Raw genomic sequence first — 16,166 nt, 5'->3', positions numbered from 1 at the left:
GCCGTCCGGTCATGCCCCGGAACCGTGGCGTGCCGTCGTGGCGAGGTTTCGCTCACCGATCCTGTTCACCTGGGTCTGCATCTGGTGGGCGATCAGCGCCGGGTCGACGGTCGGCTCGGTCACCACCGCCAGGTGTGAGCCGTCCCCGGCCCGCCGGACGAACAGGTACCCGCCATCGAACTCGACCATCAGATGACGAAGCGAGCGCCCGCCCGACCCGAACTCCCGGCCCACGCTCCGGCCGAGGGACTGAAGTCCGGAGCAGGCCGCCGCGAGCCGATCGGCGACATCCGGATCGGTGTGCTCCGAGCGGACCATCGCCAGGCCGTCGGCGGAGAGCACCACGGCGTGCCGGACGTACGGCACCGACACAACCTCGGCCAGCATCCAGTTCTGGTCTTGTTTCGTCGTCATCGTTCGTCATCCTTCGGTTGTCGGCGGTCAGGTGGTACCCGCCAGGCCCGGTTCCTCGCCGGTCCGGCCGCCTTCGATGAAAGCGCCCATCCAGGAGCCCGCCTGCTCCGGTGTCGGGGCGGCGGATGTCGATGCCGGCTCGTCCGGGACGGCGGCAACCGCCTGCCCCCTGCGTGAGCGCCGCTGCGGAAGCGTCGCGCCGGATGCCGGTGTACCGGCGGTTTCGGGTTCGGCTGCCGTCGCCGGCTCCGACTGCCGTACCGGGCCGGCCGGCGGGCTGTCGGGCCGACGGGTGGCGACCGCCTCCGGAGGTTCCACGGTTTCCACGGCCTTCGCCGGAATCAGGACCACTGCCCGCAGCCCACCGTACGGAGACTCGCTCAGATCCGCGCGGAACCCGTGCCGGCGGACGTAGTGCCCGACGACGGCGAGGCCGGTCTGCGGAATCTCGCCCAGGTCGCTCAGCCCGGCCCGACGGCGCCCGGAGACCGTTTCCCGAGCCTGCTCCAGCCGGTGCGCGTCCATCCCCACACCGCCGTCGTCGATCTCGATCACGGCGCCGCGTTGCACCCTCCGCACGGTCACCGGCACGCTCGTCGCGGGCGGCGACGACTGGGTGGCGTTGGCCAGCAGCTCCGCCACCAGGTGGATCACCGGTTCGACCACCTCGGCGGCCACCGCCACGTCCTGGTCGCCGGAGACCTCGATCCGCTGGTACGCCAGGATCCGCGCCGAGGCGGCCCGGACGACGTCCACCATCGCCAGTGGCTCCTGCCACTGCTGTCCCGGCCACTCCCCGCACAGCACCGCCAGACTCTGGGCGTGCCGTGCCTGCTGGGCGGCGGCATGGTCGACCCGCATGCTCGACTCCACCACGTCCGGGTCGTGCTGATGCCGATCGGCCATCAGCGACACCGACTCCTGGATGGAGTGTGCCGCCGTCTGCACCCGCCGGGACAGTGCCACCACCGCGAGCCGCAACGACTCTTCCCGCTCGTCCGCCCGCTTCAGGGCACTCGCCGCTTCGGCGAGCACCCCGTCGACGAGGCTGGCCGCGACCTCGTCCAGCGCGGAGTCGTCGTAGGCGGGTGGCACCGGTGAACCGGCCAACGCTGCCGAGAGCCGTACCCGGAGGAGGTGTTCCAGGGCCTTGTTCACCGCTTCGGATCGCGCCTCGGCACGCTCGGCCCACTGGGCCTCGCGCTCCACCAACTGCTGCTGGTGCCGCAGGACCAGCCGCTCGGTCTCCCGCTGGTGCTGCGCGAACGCGGCCCGGGCGGCCCCCTGTCGGCGACGCAGCATCCCCAGCAGCGTCAACAGCAGCAGCGCGACCGCCGCCGCCAGCACGCTGACCGACATCCCGCGCGGACTGGTGCTGAGCACCACGCCGGCCACCCCCGCCGCTGCGGCGAGGGCCGTGACCGCGAAGGTGGCCGACCACAGCAAGCGACCCTCCGGCGAAGGGCGGCCGGACGAGAGAAGAGGGGTCATTTTCACCTTCGAGCGAAGATCCAGGCGGGACGGAGCGACGAACCGCACTTCAGGCACGTGGTGGATCAGGATCGTACCCGATTACGCCTGGACCGCCGGCCCCTAACTGGACAGATATCGCTGGGCGAAGCGTCGACGGCAAGCCGGCGGGAGTCGTCTAGCCACCGGTGAACCGGGCGAAGACGAACTCGGACCCGGTAGGACAGACGATGACCGAACTGTTCCACGAGCAGGAAGCCGGGATGATCTTCTTGAGCTGGCCCAGCTCGGTCGTCTTGGCGGAGCCGACGTTCACCCCGGCGACGCTGGCGTCGTCGGCGTACGTCGTGAGTTCCGCGTCGAACGCCAGCACGTTGCCACCGTCGACGCGTACGGCCACGCCGTCCCGGGTCAGCGTGTTCTCGCCGTCCGGGGTGAAGAGCCTCGACGACCGGTCCGACGAGCCGATCCGGACCAGGATGTTCTCGCCGACCGGCACGAGGCCCTGCGCCTGCGGCACCTTCTTCCGCCAGGCCGGCTCCTGGCTGTCCGCCCGGTCGTCGGTCCGGACCGCCACCAGTTCGGTGGACTCGTCGTCCGAACCGGTCCCCTCCAGCAGGCAGACCTGCTCCTCGCCGCACGGCTCCAATGCCCGGGGCCGACGGCTCTTGTCCGGTGCGGTGTAGACGTTCGTCGGCGATCCGAGGGTTGCCAGGTCGTACCGGGCGAGTCCGTAGCCGTCGGTCGGCGAGGCCACGAAGAGCTGACCGTCGTACGCCAGCACGAAGTCGTCGGTGTCGGCCGCGTTGGCACGGGTCTTGAGCACCCGGCCGTTCGTCACGTCGAGCACCCGGATCGAGCCGTCCGCGCCGATCTGGACCAGCCGTGGGTCGTCGCCCCGGTTGGGCAACGCCGGATCACCGTTGGGGTTCAATGCCGCCCCGCCGACCTCTTCGGCGGTGTTCATCGCATAGATCTCCGAGGCGTTGTCGTACTGGCCCTGGGGGCTCGGCTGGCTCCATTCCTTCCCGGTACGGGCGTTGATCCCGACCACCGTCGCGGCGGTCCTGTCGAGCAGTACGACGTACTGGTCGAAGTAGTAGACGGGGTCGTCCCCGCGGACCTGCCGGCTCCACAGTTGCTTGCCGTTGTCCGGGTCGAACGCGATCAGGTCCCGGAGGGCGCTGGTACTGGCCGCGTCCGCCCGGACCAGCAGTACGTCCGGCAGCGCCTTGATCCCGTCCCAGCGCTCCGCACGGGCGCCCGTCGTGAACCAGCGCGACACCTCCGCCGTATCCGCCTGTACCTGCGCCACCGCGATGTCCAGCTGCTGGTCCTCCCGCTGATAGGCGACGTACGCGCGGTCGCCGGCCATCGCGGTGAACGGTGACGTCGGGTTCTCGACGCGGGCGGCTACCCGGGAGATCTCCGCGAACGGCGCGAAGTCGATGGCGGGGTGACGGTCGCGGGTCAGGTACAACGCCGCCGCGCCGACCACTGCGAGGAGCGCGACCAGGGCAGCCGCGCCGATCCAGATCGCCCGGGGTGGCGGGCGCTTGACCAGCCCGGCCAGCCCGCTCGGGGACGAGGGCGCCGAGCCGGCCCCGTACGGCGGCGAGCCGTCCGGCCGTCCCGAATGGCCGGCCGGCACTCCCGCCGGGTACGGCCCAGGACTCTGCTGGTGTGGACCGGTGCCCTGCTGGTGCGGACCGGCGCCCTGCTGGTGCGGACCGGTGCCCTGCTGGTGCGGACCGGGGCTCTGTGACGGTGGGGCGGAGACGGTCGCGACCGGGCCGCCCTGGTAGGGCCCGGCCTGCCCCGACAGGGCCGCCGTACCGAGCGCGGCCGGGCTGGTCGGCACCCCGGCCGCATCCCGGACCGTCGGCGCCGCGACGGTCGCGAGCGCCGTACCGGACAGCTCGGCGAGCGCGCCCTCGGCGACCGGCAGTTCCGGCTGTTCGAGTACGGTCGGCGCGATCCCGAGGTCGGCGTGCAGCAGCCGGGCCACCAGCGGTACCCGGGACGATCCGCCGACCAGGAACAGCCCGGCGAGCTGGTCGACGCTCAACCGGCAGTTCGCGAGCACCGAGGCGGCCTCGTAGACGCCCCGGCGCAGCAGCGGGGTGACCACGCTCTCCAGCTCGTCCCGGGTCAGGTGCAACGCCTGCTCGACACCGGGTACCGGGACCGGGGCGGTGGTGGCCCGGGACAACATCTCCTTGGCCCCGCGTACGTCGTCCCAGAACTGCCGGCGGCTGCGCCACTGACTGGCCGTCACCGGTTGGCTGAGCTGCTGCCAGACGGGTCCGTGTGCGGTGCCGATCACCCCACCGAGGTGCTGGACCAGTGCCGCGTCGAGATCGAGCCCGCCGAGGTCGGCGACCCCGCCCGAGCCGATCACCACGAACCGGGCGCGGCCCGTCTCGTCGATGCCCTCGTTGCGGACCACCGCGATGTCCAGTGTGCCGCCGCCGAAGTCGAAGACCGCGAGGGCCGAACCGACCGGCACCGGTCGGCGCAGCACGTCGGCGAAGTAGCGGGCGGCGGCGACCGGCTCCGGCACCAGCAGGGTTCCGTTGGTGGACCGGAACGACGGGTCGCTGTCGGAGGGCCGGGACGACGCGTCGGTACCGGTCACCGGCGGCCAGCCGGCCCGGCCGACGGCGGCGGCCAGCGCCTCGCGCCGACGGGCGCCCCAGGTGGCCGGGTAGCTGAGCACGGCCGGTGGCAGGAAGCCGACGGCCTCGACCGCCGCGTTCGCCACCGCGCCCAGCACACTGGCGAGCAGGTCGACGGTCGGAAACTCGCGGTCGCCGAGAAGTACGGCCGACTCGTCGATCCGTCGCTTGGGATTCGGCTCGTACCGGGCCGGATCGGCCTGGGCCAGCCGCTGGGCGTCCCGCCCGACGTGCGCCCGCCCGGCGGAGTCGAGGAACACGCCGGACGGCAGGATCGGCTGCCCGTCGAAGAGCAGTGGCCTGGTACGCCCGTCCGGCCAGCGCAGCACCGCCACGGTGTGTGAGGTTCCGAGATCGACGCCGAGCCCGAAGCCTGCGTCCTGCCCTGCCATGTACCGACTCCTCCGCAGGCGAGGGGTTGCCCGGCCCTGCATGTTACGGGGCAGTGCCCAGCACCGGCCGGGACGCCGGTGCCCCTTCGCCAGCCCGCGCGGCAGCACCCCGTACCCGGTCACGGAGAGTCCCGATCGCCTCACCGCCGAACCGGTGCGCGGGCCGGACGTACGGCGCGTTGGACCTGCCGCCGTCAGACCGGCCGGATCGACCGGACGTGGAGGTGGCCGTCCCGGGGGAAGGGCGGCCGGGCCGGCATGAGCCGGTCGAACCGGTAGCCGGTCTTCTCCGCCACCCGGCACGACGCGGGGTTGTCCACCTGGTGCAGCAGCGCGAGCCGGTCCAGTCCCTCCGGGCCGAAGGTGTCGAAGGCCCAGCCGGTGAGCGCTTCGAGTGCGCGCGGAGCCACCCCCTGACCCCGGGCGTACGCCGCCGTCCAGTAGCCGACCTCGGCGGACCCGACGGCCGGGTTGACCGACTTCAGCACCACGTTGCCGAGCAGGCGCCTCCGATCGCCGCCCGGACCGCCGCCGGGACCGTCGTCCGGACCGCCTTCCGAATCGTCGGCCAGGACGGCGAAGCTGATCCGCTTCCGGCTCTCCCAGCCGACCCGCTGAAGCGCCAGCCACCGGTACGCGTCGTCGACGCTCTCCACCGGAACCCTCGTCCAGCGCCGCAACGCCGGGTCGCGATACACCTCGATCAACGGTACGACGTCCTCGTCCTGCCAGGGGCGCAGCAGCAGGGCCGGCGCGGACGGGGTCGCCTCGGCTCGCAGGACGACGGTCATCTCGCTGCTTGCCGGAGGGGGTTGGCTGGTCACGGCTCATTTGACCACAGCGGCACCGGACAGCGGGCCTACGGCGATCGGGGCGGCCGTGCTCGGGGGGGCTACCGCAACGGCCGGGTCGGCGTGGTCGTCCCCAGGTGCAGGATCGCGTCGAAGGCACCGGCGAGCGGGTCGACCACCATGTTGTGCGCCGGATCGTTCGCCGCGTCGTACTCGTGGCCGATCAGCCGGATCGTGCCCGGTGCCCGCAGCCAGGCGTCGACCGGCCCGGACGCCGGGGAACGCAGGTCGAGCAGGTAGTCGGCGAGCCGCGCGCCGCCCAGGATCTCGTCGACGGTTCCCGGGGCGGGTCGACCCACCCGGTGCGGCGACGGACCGCTCGGCGCCGTCCACCCCGTGAAGATCTCGCCCTGGTGGAAGACCGTACCGATCGAGACGTAGCACCGGCCGTACCGCTGGCGCAGCAGGGATCCGGCCATCACCTCGGTCCTGGTGACCGGCGGCAGGGTGAACGTCACGGTCGGGGTGGCGGCGGTGTGTGCGTTCGCCGCCCAGTAGACGGCCTTTCCTCCGCCGAGCCGGTGCCACCAGCCGATCGTGTCGGCCATGAACAGGTCCCGGTGCCGGACCTGGCCGTCGGCGTAGAAGGTGTACCAGCCGTGCACCGCCGCCGCGTGCCGCTGGGCGTACGCCCGGTCGAGCCGGGATCCTCCCCGCAGCCCCGCCACCAGTTCCTCGGCCCGGCGGGCACTGTCGACGTACGGCTGCCGGTCCGGCTGCTGGAAGTACCAGGCCATGTGCTCCCACGGATCGCCCTGCGGCCGGATCGGCCCGAGATGTTGCTCCAGTTCGGCGAGCCGGTCCGGCGCGACCCGCCGGACGAAACCGGTCACCTCGTCGAAGCTGAGGGCGCGCAACTGGGTGATGTCGGTGCCGAGGAACCGCAGCTTCTCCCGGTGCCTCAAGTTGTACGCCCGCATCCAGCGCACCAGCGTCAGCATCTCCTCGGTACGCCAGATGTGCGACGTCACCCCGACCAGTGCCGCCGGGTCGCCCGCACCGGAGACCACGTACCGGTCGAGGGCCACCCCGGAGGCGAAGTCCTCCTCCAGGGCGAGGGTGCGGAAGCCCCGCCGCTCGACGAGGTACCGCAGCACCCGGTGCTTGAGGGTGAACTGGTCGTGTGAACCGTGTACCGACTCGCCGAGCCCGACGACCAGTGCGTCGCCGACCGTCCGGCCCAGCGGCGCCAGGTCGTCGAGCGGGGCGCCGGGTTCGATGCTCGACAACGGGACGGCGTACCGGTCGATCCAGGACGGTACGGCCCCGCCGGCCGATCGCACCCCGCCAGCCGGTACGACGGCTCGGGCGTACGCCGGCTGCCGGCCCGGTACGAGTGTCGCCGCGCCGACCGAGGCCGCGACCCCGCCCAGACCGGTCAGAATGCTGCGTCGGGTGACCATGATGTGTCTCCTCACCGACGGGCGACACGTCGGTGAGCCCGGCGTCGCCCGTCCGTTCGCGACGGACGTGCTGTCATCCGGAATCGTCGCGATCGGACGGTGCCGACGCGTCCGCCCGGCGACGACGATCGCGGTACGCAACTCGACGTAGGCCGGGCGGACGGACGGTCGGGCGGTCAGGTCAGGTCAGGCGGCCGACCGGCGCCGGGACACCTCGGCGAGGGTCACCGCCGCCGCGACGCTGGCGTTCAGCGACTCGACCTCGGAGACCATCGGGATGCTCACCCGCAGGTCACAGGTGGCGCCGACTAGCCGGGACAGACCGCGTCCCTCGGAACCGACCACCACCACGAGCGGCCCGACCGCCGCCTCCAGGTCGTAGAGGTCGGTTTCGCCGTCGGCGTCCAGGCCGACGACCAGGAACCCCTCCTGCTGGGCGAGCTTGAGCGACCGGGTCAGGTTGGTCACCTGGCTGACCGGAACCCGGGCCGCCGCACCCGCACTGGTCCGCCAGGCGGTGGCGGTGATCCCGGCGGCCCGCCGCTCCGGTACGAAGACCCCCTGGGCGCCGAAGGCGGCGGCCGAACGGATCACGGCACCGAGGTTGCGCGGATCGGTGATCCCGTCCAGCCCGACCAGCAGTGGTGCCGGCTGCTCCAGCGCCATCGCCAGCATGTCCTCGAAGGGCTCGTACGCGAACGGCGGCACCTGCACCCCGATGCCCTGGTGCAGCACTCCACCGGTCATCCGGTCCAGCTCGGCCCGGCTGATCTCCAGGATCGCGATGCCCCGGTCGGCGGCGGTCCGGAGCGCCTCGTTCACCCGGTCGTCGATGTCGATGCCCTGGGCGACGTACAACGCGGTCGCCGGCACGTGGGCGCGCAGCGCCTCGACCACCGGATTCCGGCCGACGAGCAGCTCGGCGGCCTCCCGACCCGGCGTCGAGCGACGGCCGGGCGCCACCCGGGGCCCGGACCGGGGTGCCGGCTTGCCTCCGGTACGACCACCGGCGCCCCGCCCGGCAGTACCCCGCCCGGCGGTCGCGGCGCTCCGCCCGGCAGTGCTCCGGCCAGCGGTCGCGGCGCCCCGGCCGGCGGTGCTCCGCCCGGCGGTGTCGGCGCCCCGACCGGCGGAGACGGCCGGACGGCCGCCCTTCTTCTTCGCGCTACCACCACCGGCGCCCCAGGTGGTGTCCTTGCTGCCCGGCATGCCGATCTTGGGCACCCGGCCCTCCTCGGCGGCGCTCCGACGCTCCTTCTCCTGCTTCCAGGCGGTACGTCGGGGCAGGTCCTCGGTGCCGGAGTAGCCCTTGTGCCACGGGCGCTCGTCGGCGGGCAGAGTCTTACCCCGGCCCACGAGGCTGCCCCGGTTCTTGCCGCCCGAGCCGCTCGCGGCGCCCCTCTTCGGGGTGACCCGCCGACCCCGACGCTGCGAGTTTCCGGCCATCAGTCCTGTTCTCCGATCGTCCAACGCGGGCCGTGCGGGGTGTCTTCGACCACCACGCCGGCATGCTTGAGCTGGTCACGTACCGAGTCGGCGGCGGCCCAGTCCTTACGACCACGGGCCTGCGCCCGCTGTTCCAGGGCCAGCGCCACCAGCGAGTCGACCACGGCTCGCAGGTCATCATCCTGCCCGCACCCGGCCCAGGCTACGTCGAGGGGGTCGACGCCGAGTACGTCGAGCATCGCCCGCGCCTGTGCCAGCGTGGCCCGGGTCACCTCGTCGTCGCCGCCGGCCAGGCCGACCTGGCCCTCCCGGACCGTCTCGTGCAGTACGGCGGTCGCGGCGGAGGTGTTGAGGTCGTCGTCCAGCGCCTCGGCGAAGGTGGTGGGAATCTCCCCGATCGTCCCGGCGCCGACCCGCTCGCCGGCCCGGCGTACGAAACCTTCGATCCGCCGGTACGCCACGGCGGACTCCCGCAGCGACTCGTCCGAGTAGTCGATCCGGGAGCGGTAGTGCGAGGCCACCAGGTAGTAGCGCAACTCGACCGGACGGACGCCGATCGAGGCGACGTGGTCGAGGTCGACGACGTTCCCCAGCGACTTGCTCATCTTGGCCTCGCCGAGGTTGAGCAGGCCGTTGTGCACCCAGTAGCGGGCGAACGGCAGGCCGGCGGCCCTGGACTGGGCCAACTCGTTCTCGTGGTGCGGAAAGGTCAGGTCGAGTCCGCCGCCGTGGATGTCGAACTCCGCCCCGAGGTAGCGCCAGCACATCGCCGAGCACTCGATGTGCCAGCCGGGACGGCCGGGTCCCCAGGGCGACGGCCAGGTCGCGTCCGCCGGCTCCTCGGGCTTGGCGCCCTTCCAGAGCGCGAAGTCGTGCGGATCCCGCTTGCCCCGCTCCAGGACCTCGTCGGCGATCTGCGTCTGGGTGGCGTCCGGCCGCTGACCGGACAACGCGCCGTATTCCGGGTACGACCGGACGTCGAAGTAGACGTCGCCGGAGCCGTCGTCGGCCTGGTAGGCGTGCCCGTCCGCGATCAACTTCTTGATCAGCTCGTGCATGTCCGGGATGTGCCCCGTCGCCCGGGGCTCGTACGTCGGCGGCAGCACGTTGAGGCTGCGGTAGGCGGCACCGAGGATCACCTCGTTGGCGTACGCGATGGACCAGAAGGCGCGCTGCTGGTCGATCGACTTCATGAGGATCTTGTCGTCGACGTCGGTGACGTTGCGGATGAAGGTCACCTGGAAACCGCTCCGCGTCAACCAGCGACGCAGTACGTCGTAGTTGACGCCACCTCGAAGGTGACCGATGTGTGGCGCGGACTGGACGGTGAGACCACACAGGTAGATCCCCACCTTGCCGGCTTCCTTCGGGACGAAGTCCCGTACCGATCGGGTGGCGGTGTCATACATGCGTAGCGTCACCGCACAAGGGTACCGATTGCGCCCTGTCCGGGCTCGCCCCGCGGCCGGCCGCGGTGCCGCCGGGCCGGCGCCCGGTCGTACGCTCCCTGGTGTGGCGACGACGGCAGGCGGTACGGCCGGTACGGCAGGCGGAACCGCTGGCCGGCCCGGCGAGACGGCGCAGACCCTGGACCGGGGACTGCGGCTGCTGCAACTCGTCGCGGACGCGAACGGTGGACTCACCGTGACCGAGGCGGCGACGCGGCTGGGCGTCGGCCGGGCGGTGGTGTACCGGCTGCTCGGCGCGCTCACCGAACACGGCATGGTTCGCCGGGACGGCACCGGCCGGCTGCGCCTCGGTGCCGGGCTGCTGCACCTGGCCAGGCGGGCCCAGCCACTGCTCGCCGACGGGGCGCTACCGGCCCTGCGCCGACTGGCGGAGCAGACCGGCGCGACGGCCCATCTGACCGTGGTCGACGGCGGCGAGGGGGTGGCGCTCGCGGTCGTCGAGCCGAGCTGGACCGCGTTCCACGTCGCGTACCGGACCGGGGCCCGGCATCCCCTGGAGCGGGGCGCCGCCGGACGGGCGATCCTGGCCGGCCGGGCCGGACGGGCCGACCCGGTGTCGACCAGCGGCGAACTACAGGCCGGCGCGTTCGGGGTGGCCGCGCCCGTACTCGGGGTGCCGGGGCTGGAGGCCAGCGTGGGCGTGGTGGCGCTGGCACCGCTCGACGTCGCGCTGGTCGGCGCGCAGGTCGCCGCCGCAGCCGCCGAGATCACCGCCGCGCTGGCCTGACGCCGGCCACAACGCCGAGGTCCGCCTCGATCATCCTGATCGTCCCGCTGGCCTGCCCTAGCTGTACTGCCAGCGCTCCAACACCGACGGCAGTTCGGCGAGCGAACGCACCTCGGCGTCGGGCCGCAGGCCGGGAGGGCGCGGCAGGCCGTCGCGGTTCAGCCACACCCCGCGCAGGCCGGCCTCCTGGGCGGCCTGGACATCCTTGTCGGGCGAGTCGCCCACGTGCACCACCGACGACGGCGCCACCCCGGCCTCCGCCAGCACCGCGGCGAAGAAGGCCGGCGAGGGCTTCTTCGGTACCCCTCGGACGTGGGCGTAGACCTCGAAGGAGAACTCGGCGGCGAGCCCGCACCGGTCCGCCCGGCTGTTGCCGTTGGTGGCGAAGCCGAGCACGTACGACCGGCGCAGTGTGCCGAGCATCGGCAGCGCGTCGTCGAACGGCCGGCTGAGCGCGAACCGGCGGGCGAAGAACAGCTCCGCCATCCGGTCCAACTCGTCGGTCAGCCCGACCCTGGCCAGCGACCGGGCCAGCGCGGCCCGGCGGATCCGCATGACCGGCTCGTCGACCAGGTCGGCGTAGACGGCGTCCCAGTCCCCCGCGATGTCGGCGAACGACACCTCGTCCGCCGCCGGAGTCAGCCGACGCATCTCGGCCAGCACCACGCGCAGCCCGGCGTCCACCGCCGGACGCAGGTCGATCAGGGTCTCGTCCGCGTCGAACACCACGGTGGTCAGCATCCGACGAGGGTATTCGAGCCCCGGTCGACGGCCGGAACACGCCGCAGGTGCCGGGCGGGCCGGCCCGGTCAGGGGTGGGTCATCCGCAGGACGTCGAGTGCCTCGTCGAGCTGCTGCTCGGTCAGCCGGCCCGCCTCGATGTGCCCCCGGGCGACCACGACCGCCCGAATCGACAACTCCTTGGCCAGCGCCTCCTTCGCGATCGACGCGGCCTCGTCGTAGCCCAGGTAGCGGTTCAGCGGGGTGACCACCGACGGCGACCCCTCGGCGTACGCCAGGCAGACGTCGACGTTCGCGACCAGGTCGACCACGCAGCGGTCGGCGAAGAGCCGGCTGACCGAGGAGAGCAGCCGGACCGATTCCAGGACGTTGCGGGCCATCACCGGCAGCATCACGTTCAGCTCGAAGTCGCCCTGTGAGCCGGCGAACGCCACCGTGGCGTCGTTGCCGATCACCTGGGCGCAGACCTGCCGGGCCGCCTCGCAGACCACCGGGTTGACCTTGCCGGGCATGATCGACGAGCCGGGTTGCAGGTCCGGGATGGCCAGCTCCCGCAGGCCGGCCCGGGGCCCCGAACCCATCCAGCGGATGTCATTGGCGATCTTGTAAAGCCCCACCGCGACGGTACGCAGCTGGCCCGACGCCTCGACCAGCGCGTCCCGGGCGCCCTGCGCCTCGAAGTGGTTACGCGCCTCGGTCAGCGGCAGCCCGGTCATCTCGCACAGCTTCGCGATCACGGCGGGCGCGAAGCCGGCCGGAGTGTTGATCCCGGTGCCGACGGCGGTGCCGCCGAGCGGCAACTCCGCCAGCCGGGGCAGGCAGCCCTCCAGCCGCTCGATGCCGTACTGGATCTGGGTGGCGTACCCGGAGAACTCCTGCCCCAGCGTCACCGGCGTGGCGTCCATCAGGTGGGTACGCCCCGCCTTCACCACCTCGGCGAACTCGTCCACCTTGGACTCCAGCGCGAACTCCAGGTGCCGCAGCGCCGGCAGCAGGTCGTGCACCACCGCGTGGGTGGCCGCCAGGTGGATTGAGGACGGAAAGACGTCGTTGCTGGACTGGGCGGCGTTGACGTCGTCGTTCGGATGGACCTCGCGACCCAGCTCGCGGGCGGCCAGGGTGGCGATGACCTCGTTCGCGTTCATGTTGGACGAGGTGCCGGAGCCGGTCTGGAAGACGTCGATCGGGAACTGGTCGTCGTACCCGCCGTCGGCGACGTGCGCGGCCGCGGTGGCGATCGCCGCGCCGACATCCGCGCCGATCACGCCCAGCTCGGCGTTGACCATCGCCGCCGCGCCCTTGATCTGGGCCAGGGCCCGGATGTGTGCCGGCTCCAGCCCTCGTCCGGAGATCGGGAAGTTCTGCACCGCACGCTGCGTCTGGGCCCGCCAGAGCGCGTCGACGGGCACCTCGACCTCGCCCATGGTGTCGTGCTCGATCCGGTAACCGGTCGCCTCTGATCTGGTCACGCGTACCATCCTGCCCCGAGCCGGCCCGGTCCGCAGATGATCGCCGTCACCCGGCCGGGCTCCGATCAGTCGAGTTCGGCCAGCCGCTGCCGTACCGCGTGCTGGTCCGGTGACTCGATCTGGATCAGCAGTGCCAGCGCCCGGGTCCAGTACGACCGGGAGGCGGCCGGATCGGTCGTCCGGAGGCAGCTGGCGAGCCCGTCCAGTGCGCGGGCCTGCTCGAACAGGTGCTGGATCCGGGTCGCGCCGACCAGGGCCTGCCGGTGCAGTTCCAGCGCCGCCGAGGTGTCTCCCAGGTCCAGCAGCGCCCGCCCGAGGTGGTTGCGGGCGGCACACTCCCCGCCCCGGTCCCCGGCGTCCCGCATCGTGGTGAGCGCCTGCCGGTGCAGGTCCACCGCCACGTCCGGACGGCCACACGCCCGCTCCGCATATCCGATCTCGTTGAGCAGGTCGGCGATGGCGTACGGATTGCCCCGGAGCCGCTGTAGCCGCAGCGCCAGGTACATCCGGCGCAACGCCAGGTCGTACCTGCCCAGCCGGTTGTAGACCGCGCCGAGGGCGCCCATGGTGTCCGCGACCAGGATGATCCTGCCCCACTGGCGGGCCATGAACAGCCGGTTCCGCAGCACCCGCAACGCCTCGGGATAGCGGCCCAACTGGAGGTAGCCGGTGCCCAGGTTGACCAGGACGGTCGGCATCGAGTGCCACTCCTCGATCCGGCGGGCCAGCGACATCCCGTGCTCCAGGCACTCCACGGCCTCGCGGACCCGGCCGAGCATCATCAGCGGCAGGCCGAGGTTCACCGTCGCCACCGACTGTCCCGGGAGGTCGCCGAGCCGCTCCCACAGCGCGATGACGACGCGGAGCGCGTCGGCGGACCGCTGGAACTCGCCGAGCCGGAAGTACGCCGACGCCAGGTAGTTCTGGATGGTGGCGATGCCGAAGTCGTCGCCGAGCGCCTCCGCGGCGCGTAGCCCGTCGGTGTGCGTCTGGATCAGCTCGTCCAGATGTCCACCGACGAAGAGCGACCGCCAGTTGGCCCGGGCTAGCTGCCAGGCGTACCGGTGCAGGCCCTGCTCGACCGCCGTGCGGACCAGCGCCACCATGTTGCGCCGTTCACCCTCCAGCCAGTCGCGGCCGCCCCCGGCCGCCGCCTCGACCAGATCGGGTCGGGCCGGTTCACCGGGTATGGCGACCCGCAGGTTCCCGGTCGGTTCGAAGGCCTGGCTGACCGAGGCGGCGGCGTGCAGGTAGAAGTCGAGCAGTGCCTGTAGCGCCCGCCGCCGCTCCGGCTCGCCGCCGACGACGGTGACGAGTTCGGCGGCGTACTCCCGGATCAGGTCGTGGAACCGGAACCGTCCGGCGCCCACCTCGTCCACGAGATGGGCGTCGACGAGTTCGTCGAGATGCTCCTGCGCCACGGTCATCGGCAGCTCGGTCAGCGCCGCCACCGCGTACTCGTCGAACTCCTCGCCGGGATGCAGGCCCAGCAACCGGAAGGTCCGCTGGACCGGTTCCGGCAACTGCGCGTGGGACAGCGCGAACGCGTCCGCCAGGTTCCGGTGCTCGACCGCGAACTCGGCGAGAACCGGCCGGTCCGCGTCGCCGAGCCGCTGCGCCAGATCCGCCACCCGCCAGCGGGACCGGTGCGCCAGCCGGGCCCCGGCCAGCCGGATCGCCAACGGAAGGTAGCCGCACCGACGTACCACCTCGGCCGCGGCCGTCGGCTCGGCCCGGACCCGCTCCACGCCGACGATCCGGGCCAGCAGGTCGATCGCCTCGGCGGGCTCCAGCACGGTGAGCGACTGCGCCCGGACCCCGTCGAGTCCCATCAGCCGACGCCGACTGGTCACCACGGTCAGACAGCCGGCAGCCGCCGGCAGCAGCGGGCCCACCTGAGCCGCGCTGGCCGCGTTGTCCAGTACCAGCAGGGCACGCCGGCCCGCCAGCTCCGTACGCCACAGTGCCAGCCGGTCGGCGAGGTCGGACGGCAACCGCTCTCCCGGTACGCCGAGTTGGCGCAACAGCGCGCCGACGGCGGTGGCCGGCGGCAGCGGGCTGTGCAGGCTGTGCCCGTGCAGGTCGACGAAGAGGTGGGCGTCCGGATACTCGTTGCCGAGCACGGTGGCCAGATGTACGGCGAGTGCGGTCTTGCCGCTGCCCGGCATGCCGTCGATGACGTACACGGCGGAGAAGTCCGGACCGATATCCTCGATCTCCTTCCGCAGCCGGGTGACCGTCTCGAGCCGGCCGGTGAAGTCCTCGATGGCCCGGGGCAGGCAGCGCACCGGCGGCCTGATCGACAGGTTGACGCCAACGGACCCGACCTCACCGGCGAGCACCCGCCGCTGGATCTCCGCCAGGGCCGCGCCGGGCTCGATCCCCAGTTCTCCGGCCAGGATCTCCCGCCCGCTCCGGAACACGGTGAGGGCCTCGGCGCGCCGACCGCTGTCGGCCAGCGCCAGCATCAGCTGGCCGCGCAGCCGCTCCCGGAGTGGATGCCGATCGACGAGGTCGGTCAGTTCGGCGACGACGTCGCCGGCCCGGCCGAGCCGCAGCTCCACCTCGAAGCTGTCCTCCAGCGCCAGCATGTGCTGCTCGTCGAGGGAGGCAGCGGCCCGCCGGACCGCCGTACCGCTGATCCCGGCGAGCGCCGGACCACGCCACAGGGCGAGCGCCGCCTGGTACTCCGCTCGCGCGTCGGGCCAGTTCTGCTCGGCCACGGCGGCCCGGGCCCGGATGACCAACCGCTCGAACAGCTGGACGTCGAGGTCGTCGGATTCGAGTACGACGCGGTAGCCGGCCGGTCCGGTGACAATGGTCTCGCCCGGCACCCCGGCGGCGGCGAGCAGCCGGCGCAGCCGCGAGACACAGGTCTGCAACTGGCCCCGGGCCGTCGCCGGTGGATCGCTGTCCCAGACGGCGTCGACCAGCTCGTCGACCGGCACCACCCGACGAGCATGCAGCAGTAGAACCGCCAGAACCACCCTGTCCCGGCCGGCCGTAACCGTCGATTCTCCGCCGCCCACCTGGAGCGGCCCAAGGATCCCGAACCGCATGTCAGCTCCTGACCGAGGTCGCGTCCGGCAGCAGAGTAACCCGACAA

At 72.5% G+C, this 16,166-nt stretch carries 11 protein-coding genes; 1 reads left to right on the top strand and 10 read right to left on the bottom strand.

What is annotated here, in order from left to right; genetic code table 11:
• Positions 1-9: 9 nt before the first annotated feature.
• The 7 genes from H4W31_RS11120 to cysS form a co-directional block, all read right to left on the bottom strand.
• A complete protein-coding gene (locus H4W31_RS11120; protein WP_225945476.1) occupies positions 10-414 on the bottom strand; it encodes a roadblock/LC7 domain-containing protein in 405 nt (134 codons plus the stop codon).
• Positions 415-441: 27 nt separating this feature from the next.
• On the bottom strand, positions 442-1,860 hold the full coding sequence (locus tag H4W31_RS11115) for an ATP-binding protein (RefSeq protein ID WP_192766586.1): 1,419 nt from the start codon (positions 1,858-1,860) through the stop codon (positions 442-444).
• 202 nt (positions 1,861-2,062) lie between these two features.
• Positions 2,063-4,954: an Hsp70 family protein gene (locus tag H4W31_RS11110; protein WP_192766585.1), complete on the bottom strand. Its 2,892-nt coding sequence runs from the start codon at positions 4,952-4,954 to the stop codon at positions 2,063-2,065.
• 194 nt (positions 4,955-5,148) lie between these two features.
• Positions 5,149-5,745, bottom strand: coding sequence for a GNAT family N-acetyltransferase (locus tag H4W31_RS11105; RefSeq protein ID WP_192766584.1), 597 nt, complete (start codon positions 5,743-5,745; stop codon positions 5,149-5,151).
• A 101-nt stretch (positions 5,746-5,846) separates the two neighbouring features.
• On the bottom strand, positions 5,847-7,208 hold the full coding sequence (locus tag H4W31_RS11100; RefSeq protein WP_192766583.1) for an erythromycin esterase family protein: 1,362 nt from the start codon (positions 7,206-7,208) through the stop codon (positions 5,847-5,849).
• A gap of 186 nt (positions 7,209-7,394) precedes the next feature.
• On the bottom strand, positions 7,395-8,654 hold the full coding sequence (gene rlmB / locus H4W31_RS11095; RefSeq protein ID WP_192766582.1) for a 23S rRNA (guanosine(2251)-2'-O)-methyltransferase RlmB: 1,260 nt from the start codon (positions 8,652-8,654) through the stop codon (positions 7,395-7,397).
• Positions 8,654-10,075 carry a cysteine--tRNA ligase gene (gene cysS / locus H4W31_RS11090; RefSeq protein WP_192766581.1) on the bottom strand — a complete coding sequence of 474 codons (1,422 nt, stop codon included), beginning with the start codon at positions 10,073-10,075 and terminating at the stop codon, positions 8,654-8,656. Before cysS ends, rlmB begins: the two co-directional genes overlap by 1 nt.
• Between cysS and H4W31_RS11085 the strand changes: the two genes are divergently transcribed.
• Positions 10,062-10,850 (top strand): IclR family transcriptional regulator, encoded by a 789-nt coding sequence (locus H4W31_RS11085; RefSeq protein ID WP_192766580.1) that lies wholly within the window; start codon positions 10,062-10,064, stop codon positions 10,848-10,850. The genes cysS and H4W31_RS11085 overlap by 14 nt on opposite strands.
• A 57-nt stretch (positions 10,851-10,907) precedes the next feature.
• Here H4W31_RS11085 and H4W31_RS11080 read toward each other — a convergent pair whose 3' ends face one another.
• From H4W31_RS11080 to H4W31_RS11070, 3 genes are all read right to left on the bottom strand, one after another.
• The gene (locus H4W31_RS11080) at positions 10,908-11,591 is read right to left on the bottom strand and encodes an HAD family hydrolase (RefSeq protein WP_192766579.1); all 684 of its coding nucleotides are present in this window, start codon (positions 11,589-11,591) and stop codon (positions 10,908-10,910) included.
• A gap of 68 nt (positions 11,592-11,659) precedes the next feature.
• Positions 11,660-13,069, bottom strand: a complete 1,410-nt coding sequence (locus H4W31_RS11075) for a class II fumarate hydratase (protein WP_192766578.1) — start codon at positions 13,067-13,069, stop codon at positions 11,660-11,662.
• 56 nt (positions 13,070-13,125) lie between these two features.
• Complete coding sequence (locus tag H4W31_RS11070) at positions 13,126-16,119, bottom strand: AfsR/SARP family transcriptional regulator (protein ID WP_192766577.1); 2,994 nt, start codon at positions 16,117-16,119, stop codon at positions 13,126-13,128.
• Positions 16,120-16,166 lie beyond the last annotated feature (47 nt).

Origin of the sequence: Plantactinospora soyae (genome assembly GCF_014874095.1) — a bacterium.
Taxonomy (GTDB): domain Bacteria; phylum Actinomycetota; class Actinomycetes; order Mycobacteriales; family Micromonosporaceae; genus Plantactinospora; species Plantactinospora soyae.
The sequence above is the reverse complement of the archived record's forward strand: the minus strand, read 5'-3'. Positions and strand labels throughout refer to the sequence as shown.